This is a genomic window from Parageobacillus caldoxylosilyticus NBRC 107762, from assembly GCF_000632715.1.
Lineage (GTDB): Bacteria > Bacillota > Bacilli > Bacillales > Anoxybacillaceae > Saccharococcus > Saccharococcus caldoxylosilyticus.
The window spans coordinates 98,556-119,880 of sequence record NZ_BAWO01000001.1 but is presented as its reverse complement, the minus strand read 5'-3'; the positions used below and the strand labels follow the sequence as shown (position 1 = coordinate 119,880).

At 46.1% G+C, this 21,325-nt stretch carries 20 protein-coding genes and 1 other RNA gene; 20 read left to right on the top strand and 1 reads right to left on the bottom strand.

The genetic code is table 11. From position 1 onward, the window contains the following. The first annotated feature begins 2 nt into the window (after positions 1 to 2). A non-coding RNA gene (ssrS, locus tag GCA01S_RS19120) (6S RNA) lies at positions 3 to 187 on the top strand. A 166-nt stretch (positions 188 to 353) separates the two neighbouring features. Then, positions 354 to 1,118, top strand: a complete 765-nt coding sequence (locus GCA01S_RS00635; RefSeq protein ID WP_017435561.1) for a tRNA threonylcarbamoyladenosine dehydratase — start codon at positions 354 to 356, stop codon at positions 1,116 to 1,118. An 88-nt stretch (positions 1,119 to 1,206) separates the two neighbouring features. On the opposite strand, the gene GCA01S_RS00630 is transcribed toward GCA01S_RS00635, so the two are convergent. Continuing rightward, positions 1,207 to 1,857 carry an RsfA family transcriptional regulator gene (locus tag GCA01S_RS00630; protein WP_017435562.1) on the bottom strand — a complete coding sequence of 217 codons (651 nt, stop codon included), beginning with the start codon at positions 1,855 to 1,857 and terminating at the stop codon, positions 1,207 to 1,209. Between the two features lie 194 nt (positions 1,858 to 2,051). Here GCA01S_RS00630 and GCA01S_RS00625 point away from each other — a divergent pair, with 194 nt between their 5' ends. The 18 genes from GCA01S_RS00625 (at position 2,052) to mltG (ending at position 21,318) form a co-directional block, all read left to right on the top strand. Continuing rightward, positions 2,052 to 5,102: an efflux RND transporter permease subunit gene (locus GCA01S_RS00625; RefSeq protein ID WP_042406369.1), complete on the top strand. Its 3,051-nt coding sequence runs from the start codon at positions 2,052 to 2,054 to the stop codon at positions 5,100 to 5,102. Between the two features lie 110 nt (positions 5,103 to 5,212). Beyond that, entirely contained in the window at positions 5,213 to 6,106 is an 894-nt protein-coding gene (locus tag GCA01S_RS00620) for a TetR/AcrR family transcriptional regulator (protein WP_042406367.1), read from the top strand. Positions 6,107 to 6,144: 38 nt separating this feature from the next. Next, entirely contained in the window at positions 6,145 to 7,455 is a 1,311-nt protein-coding gene (locus tag GCA01S_RS00615) for a replication-associated recombination protein A (protein WP_017435565.1), read from the top strand. 48 nt (positions 7,456 to 7,503) lie between these two features. Further along, positions 7,504 to 8,163 carry a YczE/YyaS/YitT family protein gene (locus GCA01S_RS00610; RefSeq protein ID WP_017435566.1) on the top strand — a complete coding sequence of 220 codons (660 nt, stop codon included), beginning with the start codon at positions 7,504 to 7,506 and terminating at the stop codon, positions 8,161 to 8,163. A 10-nt stretch (positions 8,164 to 8,173) separates the two neighbouring features. After that, positions 8,174 to 8,590, top strand: a complete 417-nt coding sequence (gene cymR, locus GCA01S_RS00605) for a cysteine metabolism transcriptional regulator CymR (protein ID WP_042406365.1) — start codon at positions 8,174 to 8,176, stop codon at positions 8,588 to 8,590. Between the two features lie 18 nt (positions 8,591 to 8,608). Continuing rightward, positions 8,609 to 9,751: a cysteine desulfurase family protein gene (locus GCA01S_RS00600; RefSeq protein WP_017435568.1), complete on the top strand. Its 1,143-nt coding sequence runs from the start codon at positions 8,609 to 8,611 to the stop codon at positions 9,749 to 9,751. A 16-nt stretch (positions 9,752 to 9,767) separates the two neighbouring features. Beyond that, positions 9,768 to 10,883, top strand: a complete 1,116-nt coding sequence (gene mnmA / locus GCA01S_RS00595) for a tRNA 2-thiouridine(34) synthase MnmA (RefSeq protein ID WP_042406364.1) — start codon at positions 9,768 to 9,770, stop codon at positions 10,881 to 10,883. A 145-nt stretch (positions 10,884 to 11,028) separates the two neighbouring features. Continuing rightward, on the top strand, positions 11,029 to 11,691 hold the full coding sequence (locus tag GCA01S_RS00590; RefSeq protein ID WP_017435570.1) for a tetratricopeptide repeat protein: 663 nt from the start codon (positions 11,029 to 11,031) through the stop codon (positions 11,689 to 11,691). Between the two features lie 18 nt (positions 11,692 to 11,709). Continuing rightward, positions 11,710 to 14,064, top strand: a complete 2,355-nt coding sequence (gene recD2, locus GCA01S_RS00585; protein ID WP_017435571.1) for an SF1B family DNA helicase RecD2 — start codon at positions 11,710 to 11,712, stop codon at positions 14,062 to 14,064. A 35-nt stretch (positions 14,065 to 14,099) separates the two neighbouring features. Then, a complete protein-coding gene (locus GCA01S_RS00580; RefSeq protein ID WP_042406361.1) occupies positions 14,100 to 14,573 on the top strand; it encodes a PRC-barrel domain-containing protein in 474 nt (157 codons plus the stop codon). A gap of 16 nt (positions 14,574 to 14,589) precedes the next feature. Then, a complete protein-coding gene (locus GCA01S_RS00575; RefSeq protein ID WP_015864601.1) occupies positions 14,590 to 14,781 on the top strand; it encodes a hypothetical protein in 192 nt (63 codons plus the stop codon). 12 nt (positions 14,782 to 14,793) lie between these two features. Continuing rightward, entirely contained in the window at positions 14,794 to 14,928 is a 135-nt protein-coding gene (locus tag GCA01S_RS19115; RefSeq protein ID WP_017435573.1) for a YrzQ family protein, read from the top strand. A gap of 96 nt (positions 14,929 to 15,024) precedes the next feature. Next, positions 15,025 to 16,086, top strand: a complete 1,062-nt coding sequence (locus tag GCA01S_RS00570; protein ID WP_017435574.1) for an AI-2E family transporter — start codon at positions 15,025 to 15,027, stop codon at positions 16,084 to 16,086. 318 nt (positions 16,087 to 16,404) lie between these two features. Further along, entirely contained in the window at positions 16,405 to 19,038 is a 2,634-nt protein-coding gene (gene alaS / locus GCA01S_RS00565) for an alanine--tRNA ligase (RefSeq protein ID WP_017435575.1), read from the top strand. A gap of 70 nt (positions 19,039 to 19,108) precedes the next feature. Continuing rightward, on the top strand, positions 19,109 to 19,375 hold the full coding sequence (locus tag GCA01S_RS00560; protein ID WP_017435576.1) for an IreB family regulatory phosphoprotein: 267 nt from the start codon (positions 19,109 to 19,111) through the stop codon (positions 19,373 to 19,375). A gap of 3 nt (positions 19,376 to 19,378) precedes the next feature. Further along, a complete protein-coding gene (gene ruvX, locus GCA01S_RS00555; protein ID WP_017435577.1) occupies positions 19,379 to 19,795 on the top strand; it encodes a Holliday junction resolvase RuvX in 417 nt (138 codons plus the stop codon). 16 nt (positions 19,796 to 19,811) lie between these two features. Next, entirely contained in the window at positions 19,812 to 20,099 is a 288-nt protein-coding gene (locus tag GCA01S_RS00550; RefSeq protein ID WP_017435578.1) for a DUF1292 domain-containing protein, read from the top strand. Positions 20,100 to 20,223: 124 nt separating this feature from the next. Beyond that, positions 20,224 to 21,318: an endolytic transglycosylase MltG gene (gene mltG, locus GCA01S_RS00545; protein ID WP_042406356.1), complete on the top strand. Its 1,095-nt coding sequence runs from the start codon at positions 20,224 to 20,226 to the stop codon at positions 21,316 to 21,318. Positions 21,319 to 21,325 lie beyond the last annotated feature (7 nt).

The following is a 21,325-nucleotide window of genomic DNA, read 5'->3' as shown; positions in this document are numbered from 1 at the left end:
AAATAGTCCTGATGTGTTCGTCGTATAACCTATTGTTTTGACCGAACAATAAGTTATACGGGAGCCCGGGGTTTCCAAGCGGCGTACATGCCTCCCCGTACGAGGAAGTGCAAACCTTGGGACAGGGCACCCACCTGCTTGGGAGCGGGTTCAAAACGAAGGCATCGACGGCACGATTGGGACTGACAGCTGAAATTTTGCTACATATGCCAGGCTACTTCCCTATGTAAAGGCTGCCCTTTACATAGGGTTTTGTTTTTGCTGGCATAAAAATGTGATTGAAAATAAAGCGCCGATTATTGTAGGATAAAAAACGGTATGGAAATTACAATAAAGCAACGGAGAGGATATTGATGCTACATCAATTTTCACGCAACGAATTGGCAATCGGCAAAGAAGGGCTGGAAAAATTAAAACAAGCAACAGTGGCTGTTCTCGGCGTCGGTGGGGTCGGCTCTTTTGCGGTGGAAGCGCTGGCTCGTTCCGGCATCGGACGGCTCGTTCTTGTCGATCGGGACAATGTCGATATTACGAATATCAACCGGCAGATTCATGCGCTTCTTTCGACGATCGGCCGTCCGAAAGTCGAATTGATGAAAGAACGCATCGCCGATATTAATCCGGAATGCGAAGTGATTGCGCTGCAAATGTTTTATACAGAAGAAACATATGAGCAATTTTTCAGCTATGATCTTGATTTTGTCATTGACGCTTCTGATACGATTATTTATAAAGTGCATTTAATGAAGGAATGTTTAAAGCGCAATATTCCGATTATTTCTAGCATGGGCGCCGCCAACAAAATGGATCCGACGCGTTTCCGCATCGCCGATATCTCGAAAACGCACACGGATCCGATCGCGAAAGTCATCCGTGCCAAATTGCGCAAAGAAGGCATTCGTCGCGGGATTCCTGTCGTATTTTCTGATGAAAAGCCGATTATTATTCGCGAAGATGTCCGCAAAGTCGTAGGCAATGACCAGTCGCCGATCCGCAAAGCGCAAATGCCGCCGTCTTCCAACGCGTTTGTGCCGTCGGTGGCCGGATTGATCATGGCGTCATACGTCGTGCGGGAACTTTTAAAAGACATCAAAATTTATCGGGTTGGAGAAGAATGAACCTCTCCCATCTACACTCTGTTAAGAGGTGGGAGACTTCTCGGTAAATATGTGAAAAACGTCGCAGACTATGGGCTGCGACGTTTTTTTAAGAACGGGCAATATGTTCCAAATTTCCGTTTTTATCCATGCGGAAAATATGGGCTGGCGGCACTCCGTACTCTTCTTCCAACACGAGTTTACGGGCACGCTCCATAATTTTTACTAATGCCTCATAATCTTCTTGAATAGTGGATTGCTGTGCTTCGAGGCGCTCCAATTTTTGTTGTAATTCTTCCCGCTGTTTTTGCAGCTGTACCTGTTCTTGTTTTAATCGTTCATTTTCTTTTTTCATTGCTTCGACCTGTTCGTAGTCGTGTTTTAACGTTTGCAAAAAAGCGATGCATTGCTCAAGGGTGAGCGTCGAAGCAGGGAGAAATGGCGACGATCCTTGATAAGAAATGTTTTCTGATGATGGAAGCAACGTTGCTGCGTTGTTTTCTTTTTGGAGTTTTTTGGCCATTTCTAGCGCGCGCTTCCGCTCTTTGCGCTGTTTTTTCGCCAGTTCAATCGCTTCAACATATCGTTTCCGAACTTCGGCGTTCCAGCGGAACCCGCATGCGGCCGCTGTCCGGTTCAAGCGGTTGCCGACTTCTTCAAATGCGGCAAGCTGCGTTCCCCCCTCGCGAATATATCGTAGCACCGTTTCCGCCAACACGACATCTTCCTCGTGAGACCAGGCGTCTTGTCTTGTTTTCATGTTGTCACACCCCGCAAATAAATTTAGATAGATGATAGTTTTTCCTCTTGTTGGCAAATTTAAACTTTATATTTTTTATTTCATTGAAAGTTTGCCAATAATCTTTTATAATGGGCCTATATTTATTACGACCAGTCGGTTGCAAAAAACTATGAACAATTGGTTAGAAATGACGACGGGAAAGAGGTGGAAGGATGAATTTTTTAACAAGATTTAGCCTAAAAAATGCAGTCGCCGTATTCATTATTTCTTTTTTGCTGATTATTTTAGGAGCATACTCGTTTTCATCCCTGAAAGTCGATTTGCTTCCAAACATTGAGTTTCCGCAATTATCGATTGAAATCGTTTATCCGGGGGCGTCGCCGCAAGATATAAACGATCAAGTAACGGCGAAGCTGGAGGAAAAATTCAAATCGCTTGAAGGGCTAAAGAACATGCAAAGTTCTTCGTATGAAAGCATGGCCGTTATTAATCTCGAGTTTCCGTTTCATACCGATATGGAGGAAGTGGAACGGCAAGTTGACACATTAATAAAAGACACGGATCTTCCGGAAAATGTGGAGACGAAAGTCAACCGGTTTTCATTTGGAACGATTCCTATTTTTAATATTTCTTTATTTGCCAAGAAAGATGTGGATTTGCAAAACATATTAGAAACAGAAGTTATTCCTGAGTTAAATAAAATTGATGGAATTAACTCCATCTCTGTCGGCGGGGAGAAGGAGGAAATTATAAAAATTACTGTCGATAAGCAAAAAGCGCTGCAGGCAGGATTGACGCTGACACAGATTAAAGATCAAATCAACGAAAAATACATGTCTTTCCCAGCCGGCAATGTTCATACCGATACGCTGCAAATTCCGGTTCGTGTGCAGGAAAAGCTAGAAACGGTGAAAGAGCTGGAAAATATGGCGCTGACATCGCCGGTGCTGCAATCCATGCCTGCTGCGGCGCAAGCAAAGCCAGCGATTAAGTTAAAAGACATCGCCAGCATCGAAACGGTTGCCGATCGGGCCGAGTTTACGCGCTATAACTTGAAAGAAGCGCTATCGATGGCAGTAACGAAAAAGCAAGACGCGAACACGGTAGAAGTGGCGGACAAAGTGACCAAAGTATTGGATTCGTATAAGGACAAATTCGATTACACCATCGGTTTTGATTCGGCGGAAGGAATTAAAAAATCGGTCGAATCGCTCGTCCGGGAAGGATTGCTCGGGGCGCTGTTCGCTTCGGTTGCGGTGCTTCTCTTTTTGCGCAATGTGCGCGCGACGGTCATCGCGATCGTGTCCATTCCGCTTTCGCTATTGGTCGCTTCCATTTTTCTCAATCGAATGGATATTTCTTTAAATGTGATGACGCTTGGAGGGATGGCCGTAGCAGTAGGGCGCGTCGTCGATGACAGCATTGTCGTCATTGAAAATATTTTTCGCCGTGTGCGCAAGGCGAAAACGGGAATAACGGATGAACTCATTCAAGATTCGACGAGAGAGATACTAAAAGCCATTACCTCTTCGACGATTACGACAGTGGTTGTCTTTTTGCCGCTCGGCTTTGTCGGCGGAATTACCGGCGAATTTTTCCTGCCGTTTGCTTTAACCATTGTGTTCGCGCTGTTGGTTTCTTTGGTTGTTGCCGTTACGGTTGTGCCGATTTTGGCGAAATTCTCCTTTAAAAAAGTTCCGCCGGAAGAAAAAGAAGGAGCGCTGCAGCGTGTTTACGGACGCGTCATTGCCTGGGCGCTTCGCCATAAAGCGCTTGTTTTGCTGCTATCGGTGGTATTGCTTGTCGGTTCATTTGCACTCGCTCCGGCGCTAGGGTTTACTTTTTTGCCAAATGAAGAGCAAAAAACGTTGGTCGCCAGCATTGAACTCCCGTCTTCAACGTCGCTGGAAAAAACAAATGATGTATCATTAGCATTAGAAAATATGTTTGTCAAGCAGAAAGAAATTAAAAACGTCACCGCAGCCGTTGGCAGCCGTGATTATCGCAGCGGACTAAAACGTCAAAACCAGGCAAACTATTTTATTAATTTAAAAGAAGATGTTGCTGTTGCGCCATTAATCAAAAAGCTAGAGAAAAAGATGGAACAAATCGTCAATGAAAAAGCACCCGGGACAAAGTTCGGCGTGCGCGAGATGGAGAGCGGCGGTCCGCCGACCAATAACAATGTCGATATTGATTTGTATTCCAACAATTTATCTTCCTTGCAAAAAGCAGCAAAACAAGTAGAAACCTATTTAAATAAACGCCATGATTTGAAAGATGTAACGAACAACTTCGCCGATAAGCAAAAACAAATCGTCGTCGATATCGACCCGGAAAAAGCGGCCGCTTATGGCGTTTCTGGATTTCAAATTTTAGGAACGATTGCCGACGCCACGAAGCCGGTGGAGGTCGGAGCATTAACGCTAAACGGAAAAGAGCGGACCGTTCAATTATCGTACAATCAACATCTTCAATCGGTAGATGAACTGAAAAATACGATGATTTTTACAAAGAGAGGACTTGTTCCTGTCTCTGAGCTGGCGTCTGTCAACGAGGTAGATACGTATACATCAATTCAAAAACTGAATGGAAAAGTGTTTGCCCGTGTATCCGCGCAAATCGTTGGCGATAACATCCAAAAAGTCACCAATGATGTCATTCGCCATGTGAAAAATGATCTGAACCTTCCAGATGATGTGTCATTAGAGGGAGGGGGCGGCAGCGATGAGACGATGCAAACGTTCCAGGAGCTTGGCATTGCGATGCTCATTGCCATTGGCCTTGTCTATATTACGATGCTTGTCACATTCGGAAAAGCGCGCATCCCGTTTGTCATTCTGTCTTCGCTTATTTTCGTGCCGATCGGCTCGCTTCTTGGCTTATATATCGCAAAAGAGCCGCTGTCCATCAGTGTCATGATCGGGCTATTAATGCTAATTGGAATTGTCACGACCAACGCCATCGTTCTTGTCGACCGCATTGGACAAAATCGTGAACAAAAAGGAATGACGATTCGCGCCGCGATTATGGAAGCAGGCAAAACACGGCTGCGGCCGATTTTAATGACTGCATTTGCAACGGTGACAGCGCTGATTCCATTGGCGCTGACGAGCGAGTCCGGAACATTGATTTCCAAAGGATTGGCGATTACCGTGATCGGCGGTCTTACTTCTTCCACTTTGTTAACGCTTATTCTCATTCCTGTGATGTATGAGTTATTCTTTATTCGCCAAGCGAAGGCAGAACGGATGAAACAGTAAATGGAAGGATGGCCCATGTTGCAACGGGCCATCCATCGTTTTTGTTTCGTTTTTTCCCAAAAAAGAATCTATTATAATAATCATAAACAAGAATAAGGAAGGAGAAAACATTGAACCGGAAAGAAGAAATTATTCAGGCGGCAATGAAGCTGTTTGCGCAGAAAGGCTATTATGCTACATCGATGCAAGAAATTGCCGAGCAGAGCGGGATAGCGAAAGGTTCAATTTATAATTACTTTAAATCGAAGGAAGAAATTGCGGTGTCGATTTTGCGTTATTACTATGACGTTCTCTTTCACAAAATGAAAGATATTGCCGATGATGCCGCATTGTCAGCACGGGAAAAATTTGAAAAACAGCTGTCTGTGCAAATCGAGGAATTTTACCGTCATAAAGAGCTAGTCCAAATGCATATGGGCGAACAAACGGTAAAAGTCAATGATGAAGTTCATCGGCTCGTGTTTCGCATTCGTGCGAAAATGCTCAACTGGTATCGCCGGGCCATCGAAGAAATATACGGAGAAAAAGTGCGCCGTTTTTCGCTGGATTGTGCGACGATGCTTAACGGAATGCTCAAAGAATATTTGTTTTATATGGCGATTGACCGAAAACAGCTGCCTTTAGCCAAGATGGCGCCGTTTTTGCTTCGGCGGCTCGATGCGCTAGTGGCTAGCATGACCGGACAAGAAGAACCGTTATTAACGATAGAAACGATGCACGATTATCTTTCCGCGGAGCAAACCGATCAACAGGAGAGGCAGAAACAAATTCTCGCCTATCTTGACCATATGATCGCCGCTGTGCCGATTAATGGAGAAATGGAAGAGGATGTACGCTACTCGTTAGAAACATTAAAACTGGAGATGAAAAAAGGAGAAGAAGCACGGCCGTTTATGGTGGATGCGCTGCTGCTTTATTTAGAGAAATGGGATTTGCCTTTATACAATGAATTAAAGGCGGCAATAGAGCGCTATTTCGATAGGCAGAAGTTCTCTGCCGGCTAAAGAACAACGATACTTTTCATAAGCGGAGGGATCGTTTTATGCTTTTTACGGCGGAACCGCTTGCTGTCCGCATGAGACCGCGGAATATTGACGAGATCGTCGGGCAAAAACATATTATTGGGCCGCATACCGCTTTGTACAAAATGATTCAAAAAGGGTATGTGCCTTCGTTATTGCTGTACGGAGAGCCGGGGACGGGAAAAACATCGCTTGCCTATGCGATTGCCGGGACGGCTGGGCGCGAGTTTTTTGCCATTAATGCGACGACGTCGGGAAAAAAGGATATCGAAGAAGTAGTGGAGACGGCGAAGCTTATCGGCAACGTCATTTTATTCATCGATGAAATCCACCGTTTTAATAAGGCGCAGCAAGACTATTTGCTTCCCCACGTGGAAAATGGCCTGATTACGCTGATCGGCGCTACGACGGAAAACCCGTTTCACGAAGTAAATCCGGCGATCCGCAGCCGCTGCGGACAAATTCAACAATTGAAGCGCCTTTTGCCTGATGATATCGTTGCCCTCTTACGGCGTGCGCTGCAAGATCCGGACAGAGGATTAGGAAACTTTCGCATTGTGATCGAAGAAGAACTGCTGTTTCGTATTGCTGAAGCGTCCGGAGGAGATGCGCGCGTTGCGTTAAATTTGTTAGAAGCGGTCGTCTATGCTTCGCGGGAAGTCAATGGGCAAATTTATGTCAAAGAGGAGACGATAGCAGAGTGTACAGCAAACCGGGGATTTACCCATGATAAAAACGGGGATGTGCATTATTCGCTTCTATCGGCGTTTCAAAAAAGCGTGCGCGGCAGCGATGTCGATGCGGCGCTTCATTATTTGGCACGCTTGCTTGAGGGCGGGGATTTAGCAGCCGTTTGCCGGAGATTGCTTGTCATCGCCTATGAAGATATCGGGCTTGCCAATCCGATGATGGGAGTGAAAGTGCAAGCAGCGGTCAACGCGGTAGAACGGTTAGGGCTCCCGGAGGCAAGAATTCCGCTTTCAGTCGTCACGATTGAGCTATGTTTAAGCGCGAAATCAAACTCTGCCTATAAAGCGCTCGATGCGGCAATTGCCGATGTGCGCGCCGGAAAGATCGGCGATATTCCCGATCATTTAAAAGATGCGCATTATCATGGGGCAAGCGTGCTTGGACACGGAAAAGGATATCGGTATCCCCACGATTATCCAAACGGCTGGGTAGCACAGCAATATTTGCCGAAGGAGTTGGCAGGTGTAAAATATTATATGCCGAAAGAACACGGGGAAGAAAAATATTATGCGAAAGTATATGAACGGCTGGAACAATTAAAACAGCAAAATTTCAAAAATGAAGGAAGCAAAATTTTATGATATAATGACAATCGATTTGTTTACTTTGTTCAATAATGGAGGGAGCCTATGTCCCATTCTCACTATAAATATGCATCTTTGTTCCGCTGGACAGTTTATTTTATTGGCTTATTGGTAATGTCTTTCGGGATTGTACTGACAATTAAAGCCGATGTTGGCTGTGCGCCGTGGGATGTATTGCATATCGGATTGTACCGAAAATTCGGGCTGACGATTGGGACATGGTCAATTATTGTCGGCATTGTGATTTTGGCGTTATCTTCCCTGCTTGTCAAACGGCTGCCAAAACTCGGCGCTTTTTTGAATATGCTTTTTGTCGGCGTATTTATCGATATGTATATGATGATTCCGTATTTGCAAACTCCTGCTACAATTGCTGGAAGATTTGCGATGCTGCTGATTGGCATTGTTATTGCCGGTTATGGAATGGGACTTTATATTTCTGCCGATGTTGGCGCTGGTCCTCGCGATAGCTTGATGCTTGCCCTGATGGATTTAACCGGCTGGAAAGTGCAATATATTCGTATTGCGATGGAAGCTTTTGTTTTATTGATCGGTTGGCTGCTAGGCGGGCCGGTATCGATAGGGACGCTCATTTTTTGCGTGACAATCGGATCGGTGGCTGGCGTTGCCCTTCCGCAATGCCGAAGAATCACCGAGCGCATCATGGAACCAATTCATATGGAAACACAAGGTTTAAGTCGTTAGGAGGAGTAATATGAAGATTTCGACAAAGGGTAGGTATGGATTGACGATTATGATTGAGTTGGCAAAAAAGTATGGCGACCGCCCGATTTCGCTGCGCTCGATCGCCAAAGCAAATAATTTATCTGAACATTATTTGGAGCAGCTTGTCACACCGCTTAGGAATGCCGGGCTTGTCAAAAGCATCCGCGGGGCATACGGCGGCTACGTGCTAGCGGATCATCCGGCGAAAATTACCGCTGGGGATGTGATCCGCGTGCTAGAAGGGCCGATCACGCCTGTCGAAGAACTCGAGGAAGAAGAGCCGGCCAAGCGAGAGCTATGGATTCGCATTCGCGATGCGATCGAGGAAGTGCTAGACAGCACGACGCTGGAAGATTTGGCGAAGTATAGCGAAGATGATAATGAGGCATATATGTTTTATATTTGATGGAAAGGAGAATGATCATTGGACCGGATTTATTTGGATCATGCCGCTACGTCACCGGTTCATCCGGACGTGGTCGAGCGCATGATTCCGTTTATGACCGAAGTGTTTGGAAATCCGTCAAGCATTCATTATTTTGGCAGACAAAGCCGTCATGCCGTGGATGAAGCAAGAGCTTTGGTGGCAAAAAGCATTGGCGCGAAAGAGACGGAAGTCATTTTCACCAGCGGCGGGACGGAAGCGGATAATATGGCGCTCATCGGCACCGCGATGGCAAACCGTGATCGCGGGCGCCATATTATAACGACGGCGATTGAGCATCACGCCGTATTGCGTGCATGCCAATATTTAGAAAAACAAGGGTTTGATGTCACCTATCTCCCAGTAGATGAACATGGAAAGGTTTCTCCAGCCGATGTCAAAGCGGCGCTTCGCGACGACACTATTCTGGTTTCGATTATGTTTGCGAATAACGAAGTAGGCGTGCTGCAACCGATTCGCGAAATCGGGGAATTGCTAAAAGAGCACCAGGCTTATTTTCATACGGATGCGGTGCAGGCTTATGGACTTGTACCGATGGACGTCAATGAGCACCATATTGATTTGCTGTCTGTTTCAGGCCATAAAATAAACGGCCCAAAAGGGATTGGCGCTTTATATGCCCGGGAAACGGTCAAGCTGTCTCCGCTTTTTTACGGCGGGGAGCAAGAGCGGAAACGCCGCGCCGGAACGGAAAATGTCGCCGGCATTGCCGGGCTCGCGAAAGCGGTGGAAATTGCCCAAGAAACGATGAAGCAAAAGCAGGAAGAGTATCGCTTGCTCCGGGAAACCATGTTATCTATTTTTGCCGAATCAGGCATCGATTTTGCAGTAAACGGAAGTGAAGACGGATTGCCGCATATCGTCAATGTGGCGTTTCCAGGCACAAACGTCGAGTCGATGCTGGTCAATCTCGATTTGGCGGGAATCGCTGCTTCCAGCGGTTCGGCGTGCACCGCTGGATCGATTGATCCGTCCCATGTGCTCGTCGCCATGTTCGGAAAAGAATCAGAACGAATTCGCTCGTCGATTCGCTTTAGTTTTGGACTTGGAAATACAAAAGAACAAATTGAGCGGGCAGCAACGGAAACGGTAAAAATTGTGAAAAGATTAACAAACAAATAAGCGGGGGGTGAAACAGGTGAATAAAGCACCAAAAGATACACGTGTCGTTGTCGGCATGTCTGGCGGTGTGGATTCTTCCGTCGCAGCGCTGCTTTTAAAACAGCAAGGCTACGATGTCATTGGGATTTTTATGAAAAACTGGGATGATACAGATGAAAACGGCGTCTGCACGGCGACGGAAGATTACGAAGATGTAGTGCGCGTCTGCAATCAGATCGGCATTCCGTATTACGCCGTTAATTTTGAAAAACAGTATTGGGATAAAGTGTTTACGTATTTTTTGGATGAATACAAAGCCGGACGCACTCCAAACCCGGATGTGATGTGCAACAAAGAAATTAAGTTCAAAGCATTTTTAGAACATGCGCTATCGATTGGAGCCGACTACGTAGCGACCGGGCACTATGCGCGCGTGGCGTATCGCGACGGCGAATATAAAATGCTGCGGGGCGTTGATCAAAATAAAGACCAAACGTACTTTTTAAACCAATTAGGACAAGCGCAGCTGTCCAAAGTAATGTTTCCGATCGGACATCTCGAAAAAACGCAAGTGCGGCAAATTGCGAAGGAGGCGGGGCTTGCCACCGCTGGAAAAAAAGACAGCACGGGAATTTGTTTTATCGGGGAACGCGATTTTAAAGAGTTTTTAAGCAATTATTTGCCGGCGCAGCCAGGCGTGATGAAAACGCTGGATGGTGAAGTAAAAGGAAAACACGACGGGGTGATGTACTATACGATCGGGCAGCGCCACGGCCTTGGCATTGGCGGAAGCGGCGAGCCGTGGTTTGTCGTTGGAAAAAATGTCAAAGAAAATATTTTGTACGTAGCGCAAGGATTCAACAACAAATATTTATATTCCACTTCCCTTATTGCCATAAACGTCAATTGGGTGTCGGATCGCCAACCGACGCAATCGTTCCATTGCACGGCAAAATTCCGCTATCGTCAGCCGGATACCGGCGTTACCGTTCATCCGATTGATGACGAAAGAGTCGAAGTGGTGTTTGATGAACCAGTTCGTGCCGTTACGCCGGGGCAAGCGGTTGTCTTTTACAACGGTGAGGAGTGCCTCGGCGGCGGCACCATTGATGAAGTGTTCCGCGATGGTGAAAAGCTCTGGTATGTCGGTTAAAGGATGATAGCCTTGGGCCTTGGAAAGCGAAAAAAGCGGTGACAGATAGGAAACACCTCAACTCTTGCCTGGGTTGAGGTGTTTTTGTAAATGATAGAAAATTGCGAACATATGTGCTACAATTGGTGTAAGGGGTGACAAAACAATGGGAGATAAAAATCAACAAGGAATTTCCTATATGCAGCAAGGAAATTATGAGGAGGCGATTCAATGCTTCCACGACGCGATTGAGGAAAATCCGAAAGATCCGGTCGGCTACATTAATTTTGGCACGGTGTTAGCCGCGGCGGGAGAAGAGGAAAAGGCGCTGCAGTTTTTCCAGAAAGCGCTCGAGCTTGATGATAATGCAGCTGCCGCTTATTACGGAATAGGCTCCGTCTATTACAAACGCGGGCAATTCACGCAAGCAAAGAACATGTTTGAACAAGCGATGCGAAAAGGATTACAGGATGCGGATGCTTTTTTTATGCTCGGCATGTCGCTAATCAACCTGGAGATGCCGCGGCTGGCGCTTCCGTATTTACAAAGGGCGGTGGAGTTGAAGGAAAACGACGTGGAGGCTGTGTTTCAACTAGGATTATGCCTTGCCCATCTCGAATTGGTAGACGAAGCGATGGACTATTTCCAGAAAACGATTCAGCTAGATCCCCGTCATGCGGATGCCTATTATAATTTAGGCGTCATTTATGCCTACAAAGAGGATATCAAAACCGCCCATGACATGTTTTCTACTGCTTTGGAAATTCAGCCGGATCACCTATTAGCAGGATATGGAAAAAAGATGATGGAAAAGAAGCTACAACAATAAAAAGGCAGGGGATTCCCATTGCGCCAACAGGAATCGTTTGCATTAGACGAAGCGTCGTTTATTAAAGGAACATGTGTTGCTACTATTTTCCATAACGAGGAAAATTTTTATTCCGTCATCCGCGTCCGTGTGGAAGAAACGAATGAAGCATGTGAAGAACAAGAAGTAGTAGTGACCGGATATTTTCCGAAAATGAACGAACAGGATACGTATATTTTTTATGGGAAATTTCACAACCATCCGAGATTTGGCCGGCAGTACGTAGTCGAACATTTTCGCAAACAGTTCCCGAATACGAAAGAGGGACTCATTCATTATTTAGCGAGCGATTTATTTAAAGGAATCGGAAAAAAAACGGCAACGGCCATCGTCGAAACGCTCGGGGAAAATGCCATTTCTAAAATTTTAGAGGATCCAAGCGTATTAGATGGCGTTCCGAAATTAACGAAGCAAAAGGCGAAAGAATTGTATGAAACGCTGCGCACCCACGAAGGATTAGAGCAAACGATGATCGCCCTTTCACAGTTTGGGTTTGGGCCGCAGTTAGCGATGAAAATTTATCAAGCATATCAAGAAGAAACGCTTTCCATTATTCAGCAAAACCCATACCAGCTTGTTGAAGATGTTGAAGGAATTGGATTTGGCCGTGCTGATGAATTGGGATATCAGCTTGGCATTTCGGGAAGCCACCCAGCGCGGATTCGCGCCGCCTGTTTATTTGCGCTGGAACAGGATTGCCTACAAGAGGGACATGTATATATAACGAAAGACCAACTGACAGCACATGTGAAGCAGCTTTTAGAAGCAAAGCGCAGTGAAACAATCCGCGCCGAAACGATTGAGCAAATGTTGGTCATGCTTGCCGAGGAAGGCAAACTCATTGAGGAGGAGGAAAGGTTTTACATTCCGTCACTTTATTTTGCCGAAAAAGGAATTGTGACAAATGTAAAACGCTTGCTGCAGCAAACGGAAGCGGTCATGACGTTTCCAGAATCGGAATTTTTACTGGCGCTCGGCAGATTGGAGGAGCGTTTGTCTGTACAATACGCTCCGCTGCAAAAAGAAGCGATTCGCCAGGCGCTTTCCTCTTCGCTTTTTATTTTAACCGGCGGGCCCGGGACGGGGAAAACGACGGTCATTAAAGGGATCGTGGAAATATTTGCTGATTTGCATGGCCTTTCCCTTGATCCGAAAGACTATACGAAAGACCGTCCGTTTCCGATTTTGCTTGCCGCACCAACGGGAAGAGCGGCAAAGCGAATGAGCGAGGCGACCGGGCTTCCCGCTGTAACGATTCACCGGCTGCTTGGCTGGAACGGAGCGGAAGGTTTTACGCATGACGAGGATGAACCGATTAGCGGCAGGCTTTTAATTGTTGATGAAATGTCAATGGTCGATACGTGGCTGGCGAATCAGCTGTTTAAATCGATTCCTGACGGCATGCAGGTGATTCTTGTTGGCGATGAAGACCAGCTTCCATCAGTTGGGCCGGGACAAGTGTTAAAGGATTTGCTGAGGGCAGGAGTGGTGCCGACCGTTCGCCTGACCGAAGTGTACCGGCAGGCGGAAGGATCATCGATTATTGAATTGGCCCACCAGATGAAAAACGGCCTCGTTCCTTCCGATTTAACGGCCCAAAAAGCGGATCGCTCCTTTATCCGTTGCCAGACAGGACAAGTAGCCGAAGTAGTGCGGCAAATTGCCGATAATGCGCGCAAAAAAGGCTTTGCTGTAAAAGATATTCAAGTGCTCGCCCCAATGTACCGCGGACCTGCCGGAATTGACCGGATGAATCAAGTGCTGCAAGAATTATTTAATCCAAAGTCTGAAAAAAAGCGGGAGCTTTCTGTCGGAGATGTCGTGTACAGGGTCGGCGACAAAGTGCTGCAGCTTGTCAATCAGCCGGAAGATAACGTGTTTAACGGAGATATTGGTGAAATTGTCGCCATTTTTTACGCGAAAGAAAATACGGAAAAGCAGGATTTGGTCGTTGTTTCGTTTGATGGCATCGAGGTCACGTATTCGCGGCAAGACTTGTCGCAAATTACCCATGCCTATTGCTGTTCAATTCATAAAGCGCAAGGAAGCGAATTTCCAATTGTTATTTTGCCGGTTGTCAAAAGTTATTACCGCATGCTGAAGCGGAATTTGCTATATACCGCCGTGACAAGAAGCAAACAGTTTTTAATTTTATGCGGGGAGGAAGAGGCGTTTCGGCTCGGAGTCGCCCGCAGCGATGATGGGACGCGGCAGACGACGTTGGCGGAGAAATTGCAGCGGTTTCTCGCGCCATTTACCGAAGGAGAGCTGCCGATGGAAGATGCGAACATAGGGATGGAAAACGTTTCACCGTATGATTTTATGAGCAGCTAGCCAAGCTAAGCATGGCTGGAAAGGTGGGGAGATCTTTGCGAACATTTTCTCATATGAAAGGTCTTCCAGTATATGAACAAAAAACAGGGAAGATCGTTGGAAAAATCAGCGATATTTGTTTTACCAGTCATGGAAAAGTGCAAGGATTTGCAGTAGAGAGCAAAGGGTGGTTTGCCCGCCATCGCTATCTCCCGTTTTCGGCCGTGCAAGCAGTTGGAACGGATGGGGTTATCATAAAGGATGCTGCCTGTTTACAACCATTTTCCTCTTTCCAAACCGGCTACTCTCTTTACAGTGAGCACGGAATCGCCGGCAAACCGGTGATTACGGCGGATGGAAAAAAACTTGGATTATTAGAGGATGTATATTTTCACGGGCAATTGGGCATAATCGGAGGATATGAGATTACAGACGGTTTTTTTGCCGATTTAACGGAAGGAAAAAAGCGAATTGCTGCTGCCCCTTTCACCGCGGGGGAAGAAGCGATTATTGTAAACACAACGATGTAAGGAGAGTGGCTGTTTCGTGCTCATTTGCCCGAATTGCAAAAGCAAAAATTTAGGGAAAATTGGTGTGAATCAATACTATTGTTGGGACTGCTTTATTGAATTGTCCGTGTCAAAAGGGATTATTCACGCCCATCAAGTCGAGGAAGACGGGACGTTAAGCTCGTTAGATGATTTGTTTGATGAACACGAGCGCACAATCCAATTTTAGGAGGGAACGTGCATGAATCGGACAATGACCTCTCTGTTGGCATTAGGATTAGGCGTTGCTGCCTATCGAGTAGCACAGCGCAATAACTGGATGAACAACCGCACAATGAAAAAAATGCAACGCCGTTTAGCCCGCGCCGTTCGCTAAAAGCTGGCGCCAATTCCTGTAAACATAGCGGGAATTGGCGCTTTTTTGCATAATTCCGCTCCCTTCTCCTACACTAACGGTAAGGGGGGTGTTATGATGGGGGAACAGCAGTGGTTGTCGATTGTTCGAATTGGCAAATGGCTGCTTATTACGGTTATTATTTATTTAGTCGTCCGCATGAAAGAAGTGTGGCTGCCTGCCGTCGATTTATTGATTACCGCGTTGATTCCATTTATCATTGCCGCTTTTATTACTTATTTATTGCATCCATTGGTGGAATACATTCATGAAAAGGGAATCCCGCGCTGGATAGCCATTTTATTGATCTATTTTCTTTTTTTCGGCGGCATCGGCTACGGCTTGTATAAAGGCATTCCGCTGTTTATTGAACAGTTGAAAGAATTGAGCGAAAGCTTGCCGGCGTTAATCGAAACATACCGGAATTGGGCGAAGGACATTCATAACCAGACGTCGACATGGCCAATGGAAATTCATACACGAATTGAAGCGATGCTGACGCTAATGGAACGAACCGCCGCCGATACGTTAACGATGGTGATGAATGGTGTAAAAGGGTTGGTCAATTCGGCGTTTCTGTTTCTGCTTATTCCATTTATTGTATTTTACATGTTAAAGGATATCGAACTGCTGAAAAAAGCGGTATGGTATATGACGCCGAAACGGTGGCGGGAGCCGGGAATGGCCTTTTTGAAAGATGTTGACGAATCGCTTGGCAACTATATCCGCGGGCAATTGTTTGTAGGAGCCGTGATCGGCACGGTGGCCGCGCTCGCTTTGTGGCTTGTCGGAATGGATTATCCGCTGTTGCTTGGCTGCATCATCGGCATCACCAATATTATTCCTTATTTTGGACCAATTATCGGCGCCATTCCCGCGGTCATTTTAGCGGCAACCGTTTCCTTGAAAATGGTGCTCATCGTCGCTGCTATTATTTTTCTCCTTCAATTTTTGGAAGGAAATATTTTATCACCGCTGATTGTCGGAAAAAGTTTGCATATGCATCCGCTCGTGATTATGTTTGCTTTGTTTTTTGGCGGCGAAATTGCCGGGGTGCTCGGCCTTATTATTGCTGTTCCGCTTCTGGCAGTATTGAAGGTGGCTCTTCTTCATTGGAAAGAACATTACCAGCCGCGTTGACAAATTGATATGGCTTGTCTATAATCATACATTGAAAAAGTGAATACATAATGCGATGACGGATCGAGTATGTTACAGTCCATCTTAAAGCGCGAATTCGCGCACAGAGAGGAATTTCCGCGGCTGAAAGAAATTCCAGATGAAGGGTAACAGAACGCTAATCCGGAGCGCAGGCAAAACCTGACGTCTAAGCCACGTTACGGCTAATGAGGTGATGAACGCTCTGCCGTTCATAAACAGGGTGGTACCGCGAGCATAACTCTCGTCCCTGAAGGGGATGAGAGTTTTTTATATATTACATAGAAAGGGAGGATCATCATGAAGAAGCTTACTTCTGCGCAAGTAAGGAGAATGTTTTTAGAGTTTTTTAAGGAGAAAGGCCATGCCGTTGAGCCAAGCGCCTCTCTCATTCCTGTTGACGATCCGTCGCTGTTATGGATTAACAGCGGGGTGGCGACGTTAAAGAAATATTTCGACGGCCGCATTGTTCCAGAGAACCCCCGCATTTGCAATGCGCAAAAATCGATCCGTACCAATGACATTGAAAACGTCGGCAAAACCGCACGCCATCATACATTTTTCGAAATGCTCGGAAACTTTTCCATCGGCGACTATTTCAAACGGGAAGCGATTCATTGGGCATGGGAATTTTTAACGAGCGAAAAATGGATTGGCTTTGAGCCGGAGCGGCTGTCTGTCACGGTTCATCCGGAAGACGAGGAAGCGTTTGAAATTTGGCATAAAGAAATCGGCATTCCGGAAGAACGAATCATACGGTTGGAAGGAAATTTCTGGGATATTGGCGAAGGACCGAGCGGACCAAATACAGAAATTTTCTATGACCGCGGCGAAGAATTTGGAAACGATCCGAATGATCCGGAATTGTATCCGGGCGGGGAAAACGACCGCTATTTAGAAGTGTGGAACTTGGTATTTTCGCAATTCAACCATAATCCAGACGGCACGTACACGCCGCTTCCAAAGAAAAACATTGACACGGGCATGGGCCTGGAGCGGATGTGCTCGATTTTGCAAGGAGTGCCGACTAACTTTGAAACCGATTTGTTTATGCCGATCATTCGCGCGACAGAGCAAATTTCCGGACAAAAATATGGTGTGGACAAGGAGAAAGACGTGGCTTTTAAAGTGATCGCTGACCATATTCGCGCGGTCACATTCGCGATTGGCGACGGCGCGCTGCCGTCAAACGAAGGGCGCGGATATGTATTGCGCCGGTTATTGCGCCGTGCGGTTCGCTATGCTAAGCAGCTCGGTATCGAGCGGCCGTTTATGTACGAATTGGTGCCGGTTGTCGGCGAAATCATGAGCGATTTCTACCCGGAAGTAAAAGAAAAAGCCGAGTTCATCCAAAGAGTGATCAAAAATGAAGAAGAGCGCTTCCACGAAACGCTTCATGAAGGGTTGGCGATTTTAGCAAGCGTCATTCAAAAAGAAAAAGAACGGGGAAGCGATGTCATTTCCGGAGAAGATGTGTTTCGCCTTTATGATACCTATGGTTTTCCAATTGAACTAACGGAAGAATATGCGCAAGAAGAAGGAATGAAAGTCGACCACGACGGATTTGAACGGGAAATGGAGCGGCAGCGTGAGCGCGCCCGTGCCGCTAGACAGGACGTCGACTCGATGCAGGTGCAAGGCGGCGTGCTCGGCGATATTAAAGTAGAAAGCAAGTTTGTCGGTTACGATCAGCTCCATACCGCCTCTACGGTCGCCGTTATTGTCAAAGACGGGCAGCTTGTCGATGAAGTAAAAGAAGGAGACGAAGCGCAAATTATATTAGATGTAACTCCGTTTTATGCGGAAAGCGGCGGACAGATCGCCGACCAAGGCTGGCTTGAAAACGAAACGACAAAAGCGTTTGTAAAAGATGTGCAAAAAGCGCCAAACGGGCAGCACCTGCATTATGTCGTCATCGAAAAAGGAACATTGAGAAAAGGAGAAACATATACAGCGCAAATTGATGAGGCAAAACGGGCCAATATTATTAAAAACCATACAGCGACCCATCTGTTGCACCAGGCGTTAAAGGATGTGCTCGGGCCACATGTCAACCAGGCAGGATCGTTAGTCGCTCCAGACCGCTTGCGCTTTGACTTTACCCACTTTGGCCAAGTGAAGCCAGAGGAGCTAGAGCAAATTGAAGCCATTGTCAATGAAAAAATTTGGCGCAGCATTCCGGTCGACATTTTCTATAAGCCGCTTGAAGAAGCGAAAGCGATGGGGGCGATGGCGCTATTTGGCGAAAAATACGGCGAGATTGTCCGCGTCGTGCAAGTAGGCGATTACAGTTTAGAGCTTTGTGGAGGCTGCCATGTGCCGAATACCTCGGCGATCGGTTTGTTTAAAATCGTCTCCGAGTCCGGAATCGGCGCCGGCACCCGCCGGATTGAAGCCGTTACAGGCGAAGCGGCGTACCGCTTTATGAATGAGCAAATCGCCCTCTTGCAAGAAGTAGCGCAAAAATTAAAAGCGAACCCGAGAGAAATAATGGGGCGACTAGACGCATTAATGAACGAAATCCGTCAATTGCAGCGCGAAAATGAATCACTTGCGGCCCGTCTTGGCAATTTAGAAGCGGCTAATCTTGTCCATAAAGTCAAAGAAGTAAACGGCATTCCGGTATTAGCTAGCAAAGTCAATGCAACAGATATGAATCATTTGCGGACGATGGTAGACGATTTGAAGCAAAAACTAGGATCCGCTATTATCGTGTTGGCTGCTGTGCAAGAAGAAAAAGTAAACTTGATCGCCGGTGTCACGAACGATTTAGTGGAAAAAGGATACCATGCTGGAAAATTAATTAAAGAAGTGGCCGCTCGCTGCGGCGGCGGTGGCGGCGGTCGTGCTGACATGGCACAGGCCGGCGGAAAAGACCCAAGCAAAGTCGGAGAAGCATTGCAATATGTCGAAAAATGGATAAAATCCGTTTGATAATTGATAAAGATAGTGTACAATGGATGTAAGATAGGGAGATGCCAGAACGGAGAGCGAGGTGGAGACGGTGAGCTCGTTTGACCAAACGATGCGGTTTCATTTTTCGGAAGAGCCAGCCGAAACAAATATTCGCGAAGTGCTGCTGACGGTGTATGACGCTCTGCAAGAAAAAGGATACAATCCGATTAATCAAATTGTCGGGTACTTATTATCTGGCGACCCTGCTTACATCCCCCGCCATAAAGATGCGCGCGCGTTAATACGAAAAGTGGAGCGTGATGAATTAATTGAGGAATTGGTGAAATTCTATTTACAAGGGCAACGAAAGGATTAACCGATGCGTATATTGGGACTTGATTTAGGTACAAAAACGCTTGGAGTAGCAGTTAGCGATGAACTGGGCTGGACGGCGCAAGGACTGGAGACGATCGCAATCGACGAAGAGCGAGGAGAATACGGGCTGAAGCGGCTTCGCGAAATTATTGATGAATATCAGGTCGAAACGATTGTCGTCGGATTTCCAAAAAATATGAATGGAACCGTTGGTCCGCGGGCGGAGGCGAGCCAGCGCTTCGCAGAATTGCTCAAACGGGAATTTTCCCTTCCAGTCATATTGTGGGACGAGCGTTTATCCACTATGGCGGCGGAACGGATGTTAATCGCCGCCGATCTCAGCCGAAAAAAGCGCAGAAAGGTCATTGATAAAATGGCGGCTGTCGTCATTTTGCAGTCGTATTTGGATAGTAAACAGTAAATTGGAGGAGAAAAATATGGAACATGGCGATCGACATATTACTGTTGTCGATGAAAACGGCAATGAGCAATTATGTGAAATATTGTTTACGTTTGAGTCAGAGGACTTTGGAAAATCGTATGTGTTTTATTATCCGGTAGGTGCAGAATTTGAAGACGATGACGAAGAAACGGAAATTCATGTGTCGGCATTTATTCCTGGTGAAGGAGAGCAGGAAGGGGAACTGCTGCCAATTGAGTCGGAAGAAGAATGGGAAATGATTGAAGAAGTATGGAATACGTTCTGCGCCGAACAAGAAGAATGAGAGAAGTAGGATGAAAAAGATGGCCCGGTATACTGGGCCATCTTTTTTATTGAAAAAAAGACAAACGAATAGCGAAAAATGCAAAAATTTGTAGTATAATATCACGAGTGAAAGGAGGTTTCCAATGGACAATAACCAATTTTTACAAAAAGATGCACAAATTGTACGAAAAATCGTGTTGCTCGTTTGTGCTGCTATATTGATTGCTTGTATCGCGATAGGGGTAGGCAGCTATTTCTATATCAAGTCGGCGTTGCAACCAGTCGATCCACAGGACAAAAAGCCTGTTCATATATCGATTCCTATCGGCTCTTCCGTGAATGAGATTGCCAATCTGTTGGAAAAAAAGAGGCTGATCAAAAGCGCAACGGTGTTTCGCTATTACGTCAAATTTAAAAATCATGTGGATTTCCAAGCAGGGGAATACAAACTAAATCGTTCCATGTCCGTTGACGATATTATTGCAGTTTTAAAAACGGGAAAGATAACGAAAAAAGCCGGACTTAAACTAACGATTCCGGAAGGGACGCAAATAACGCAAATCGCGGCCATCATTGCCGAAAAAACGGGATACAAGAAGGAAGAGGTGCTAAAGCAGTTAAATGACCGTGCTTATATTGAACATTTGATGCAAAAATACCCTACCGTTTTGTCGAAGGATATTTTTAATAAAAACATCCGTTATCCGCTAGAAGGCTATTTGTTTCCTGCTACGTATTCGTTTGATGAAAAAAAGCCCCCTATTTCCGACATTATTGAGGAGATGTTGGGGAAAACAGCAGAGGTGTTAGCGAAATACGAACAGGATATGAAGAAAGCAAATATGTCGCCGCACCAGCTGTTAACCATATCCTCTCTAATTGAGGAGGAAGCAACGGAAAAAGCGGATCGCCAAAAAATTGCGAGCGTGTTTTACAACCGCCTCCGCAAGGGCATGCCATTGCAGACAGACCCTACCGTTTTGTATGCGCTTGGCAAGCATAAAGATCGCGTTTATTATAAAGATTTAGAAGTAAAATCCCCATATAATACGTATATCTACAAAGGCCTCCCGCCTGGGCCGATTGCCAATGCCGGGATGATGTCGATTCAAGCGGCATTGAAACCTGCGAAAACGGACTATTTCTATTTTCTTGCTACACCAGGCGGAGATGTTGTTTTTACCAAAACATTGGAAGAACATAATCGCCAGAAGGAGAAATATATTGGAAAACAATAGAATCGAA

Excerpts from the sequence above, each read along its gene's own strand:
- GCA01S_RS00635 (WP_017435561.1), top strand. The coding sequence starts at position 354 with ATGCTACATCAATTTTCACGCAACGAATTGGCAATCGGCAAAGAAGGG.
- GCA01S_RS00630 (WP_017435562.1), bottom strand. The coding sequence starts at position 1,857 with ATGAAAACAAGACAAGACGCCTGGTCTCACGAGGAAGATGTCGTGTTG.
- GCA01S_RS00625 (WP_042406369.1), top strand. The coding sequence starts at position 2,052 with ATGAATTTTTTAACAAGATTTAGCCTAAAAAATGCAGTCGCCGTATTC.
- GCA01S_RS00615 (WP_017435565.1), top strand. The coding sequence starts at position 6,145 with ATGCTTTTTACGGCGGAACCGCTTGCTGTCCGCATGAGACCGCGGAAT.
- GCA01S_RS00610 (WP_017435566.1), top strand. The coding sequence starts at position 7,504 with ATGTCCCATTCTCACTATAAATATGCATCTTTGTTCCGCTGGACAGTT.
- cymR (WP_042406365.1), top strand. The coding sequence starts at position 8,174 with ATGAAGATTTCGACAAAGGGTAGGTATGGATTGACGATTATGATTGAG.
- GCA01S_RS00590 (WP_017435570.1), top strand. The coding sequence starts at position 11,029 with ATGGGAGATAAAAATCAACAAGGAATTTCCTATATGCAGCAAGGAAAT.
- GCA01S_RS19115 (WP_017435573.1), top strand. The coding sequence starts at position 14,794 with ATGAATCGGACAATGACCTCTCTGTTGGCATTAGGATTAGGCGTTGCT.
- GCA01S_RS00570 (WP_017435574.1), top strand. The coding sequence starts at position 15,025 with ATGGGGGAACAGCAGTGGTTGTCGATTGTTCGAATTGGCAAATGGCTG.
- alaS (WP_017435575.1), top strand. The coding sequence starts at position 16,405 with ATGAAGAAGCTTACTTCTGCGCAAGTAAGGAGAATGTTTTTAGAGTTT.
- ruvX (WP_017435577.1), top strand. The coding sequence starts at position 19,379 with ATGCGTATATTGGGACTTGATTTAGGTACAAAAACGCTTGGAGTAGCA.
- GCA01S_RS00550 (WP_017435578.1), top strand. The coding sequence starts at position 19,812 with ATGGAACATGGCGATCGACATATTACTGTTGTCGATGAAAACGGCAAT.
- mltG (WP_042406356.1), top strand. The coding sequence starts at position 20,224 with ATGGACAATAACCAATTTTTACAAAAAGATGCACAAATTGTACGAAAA.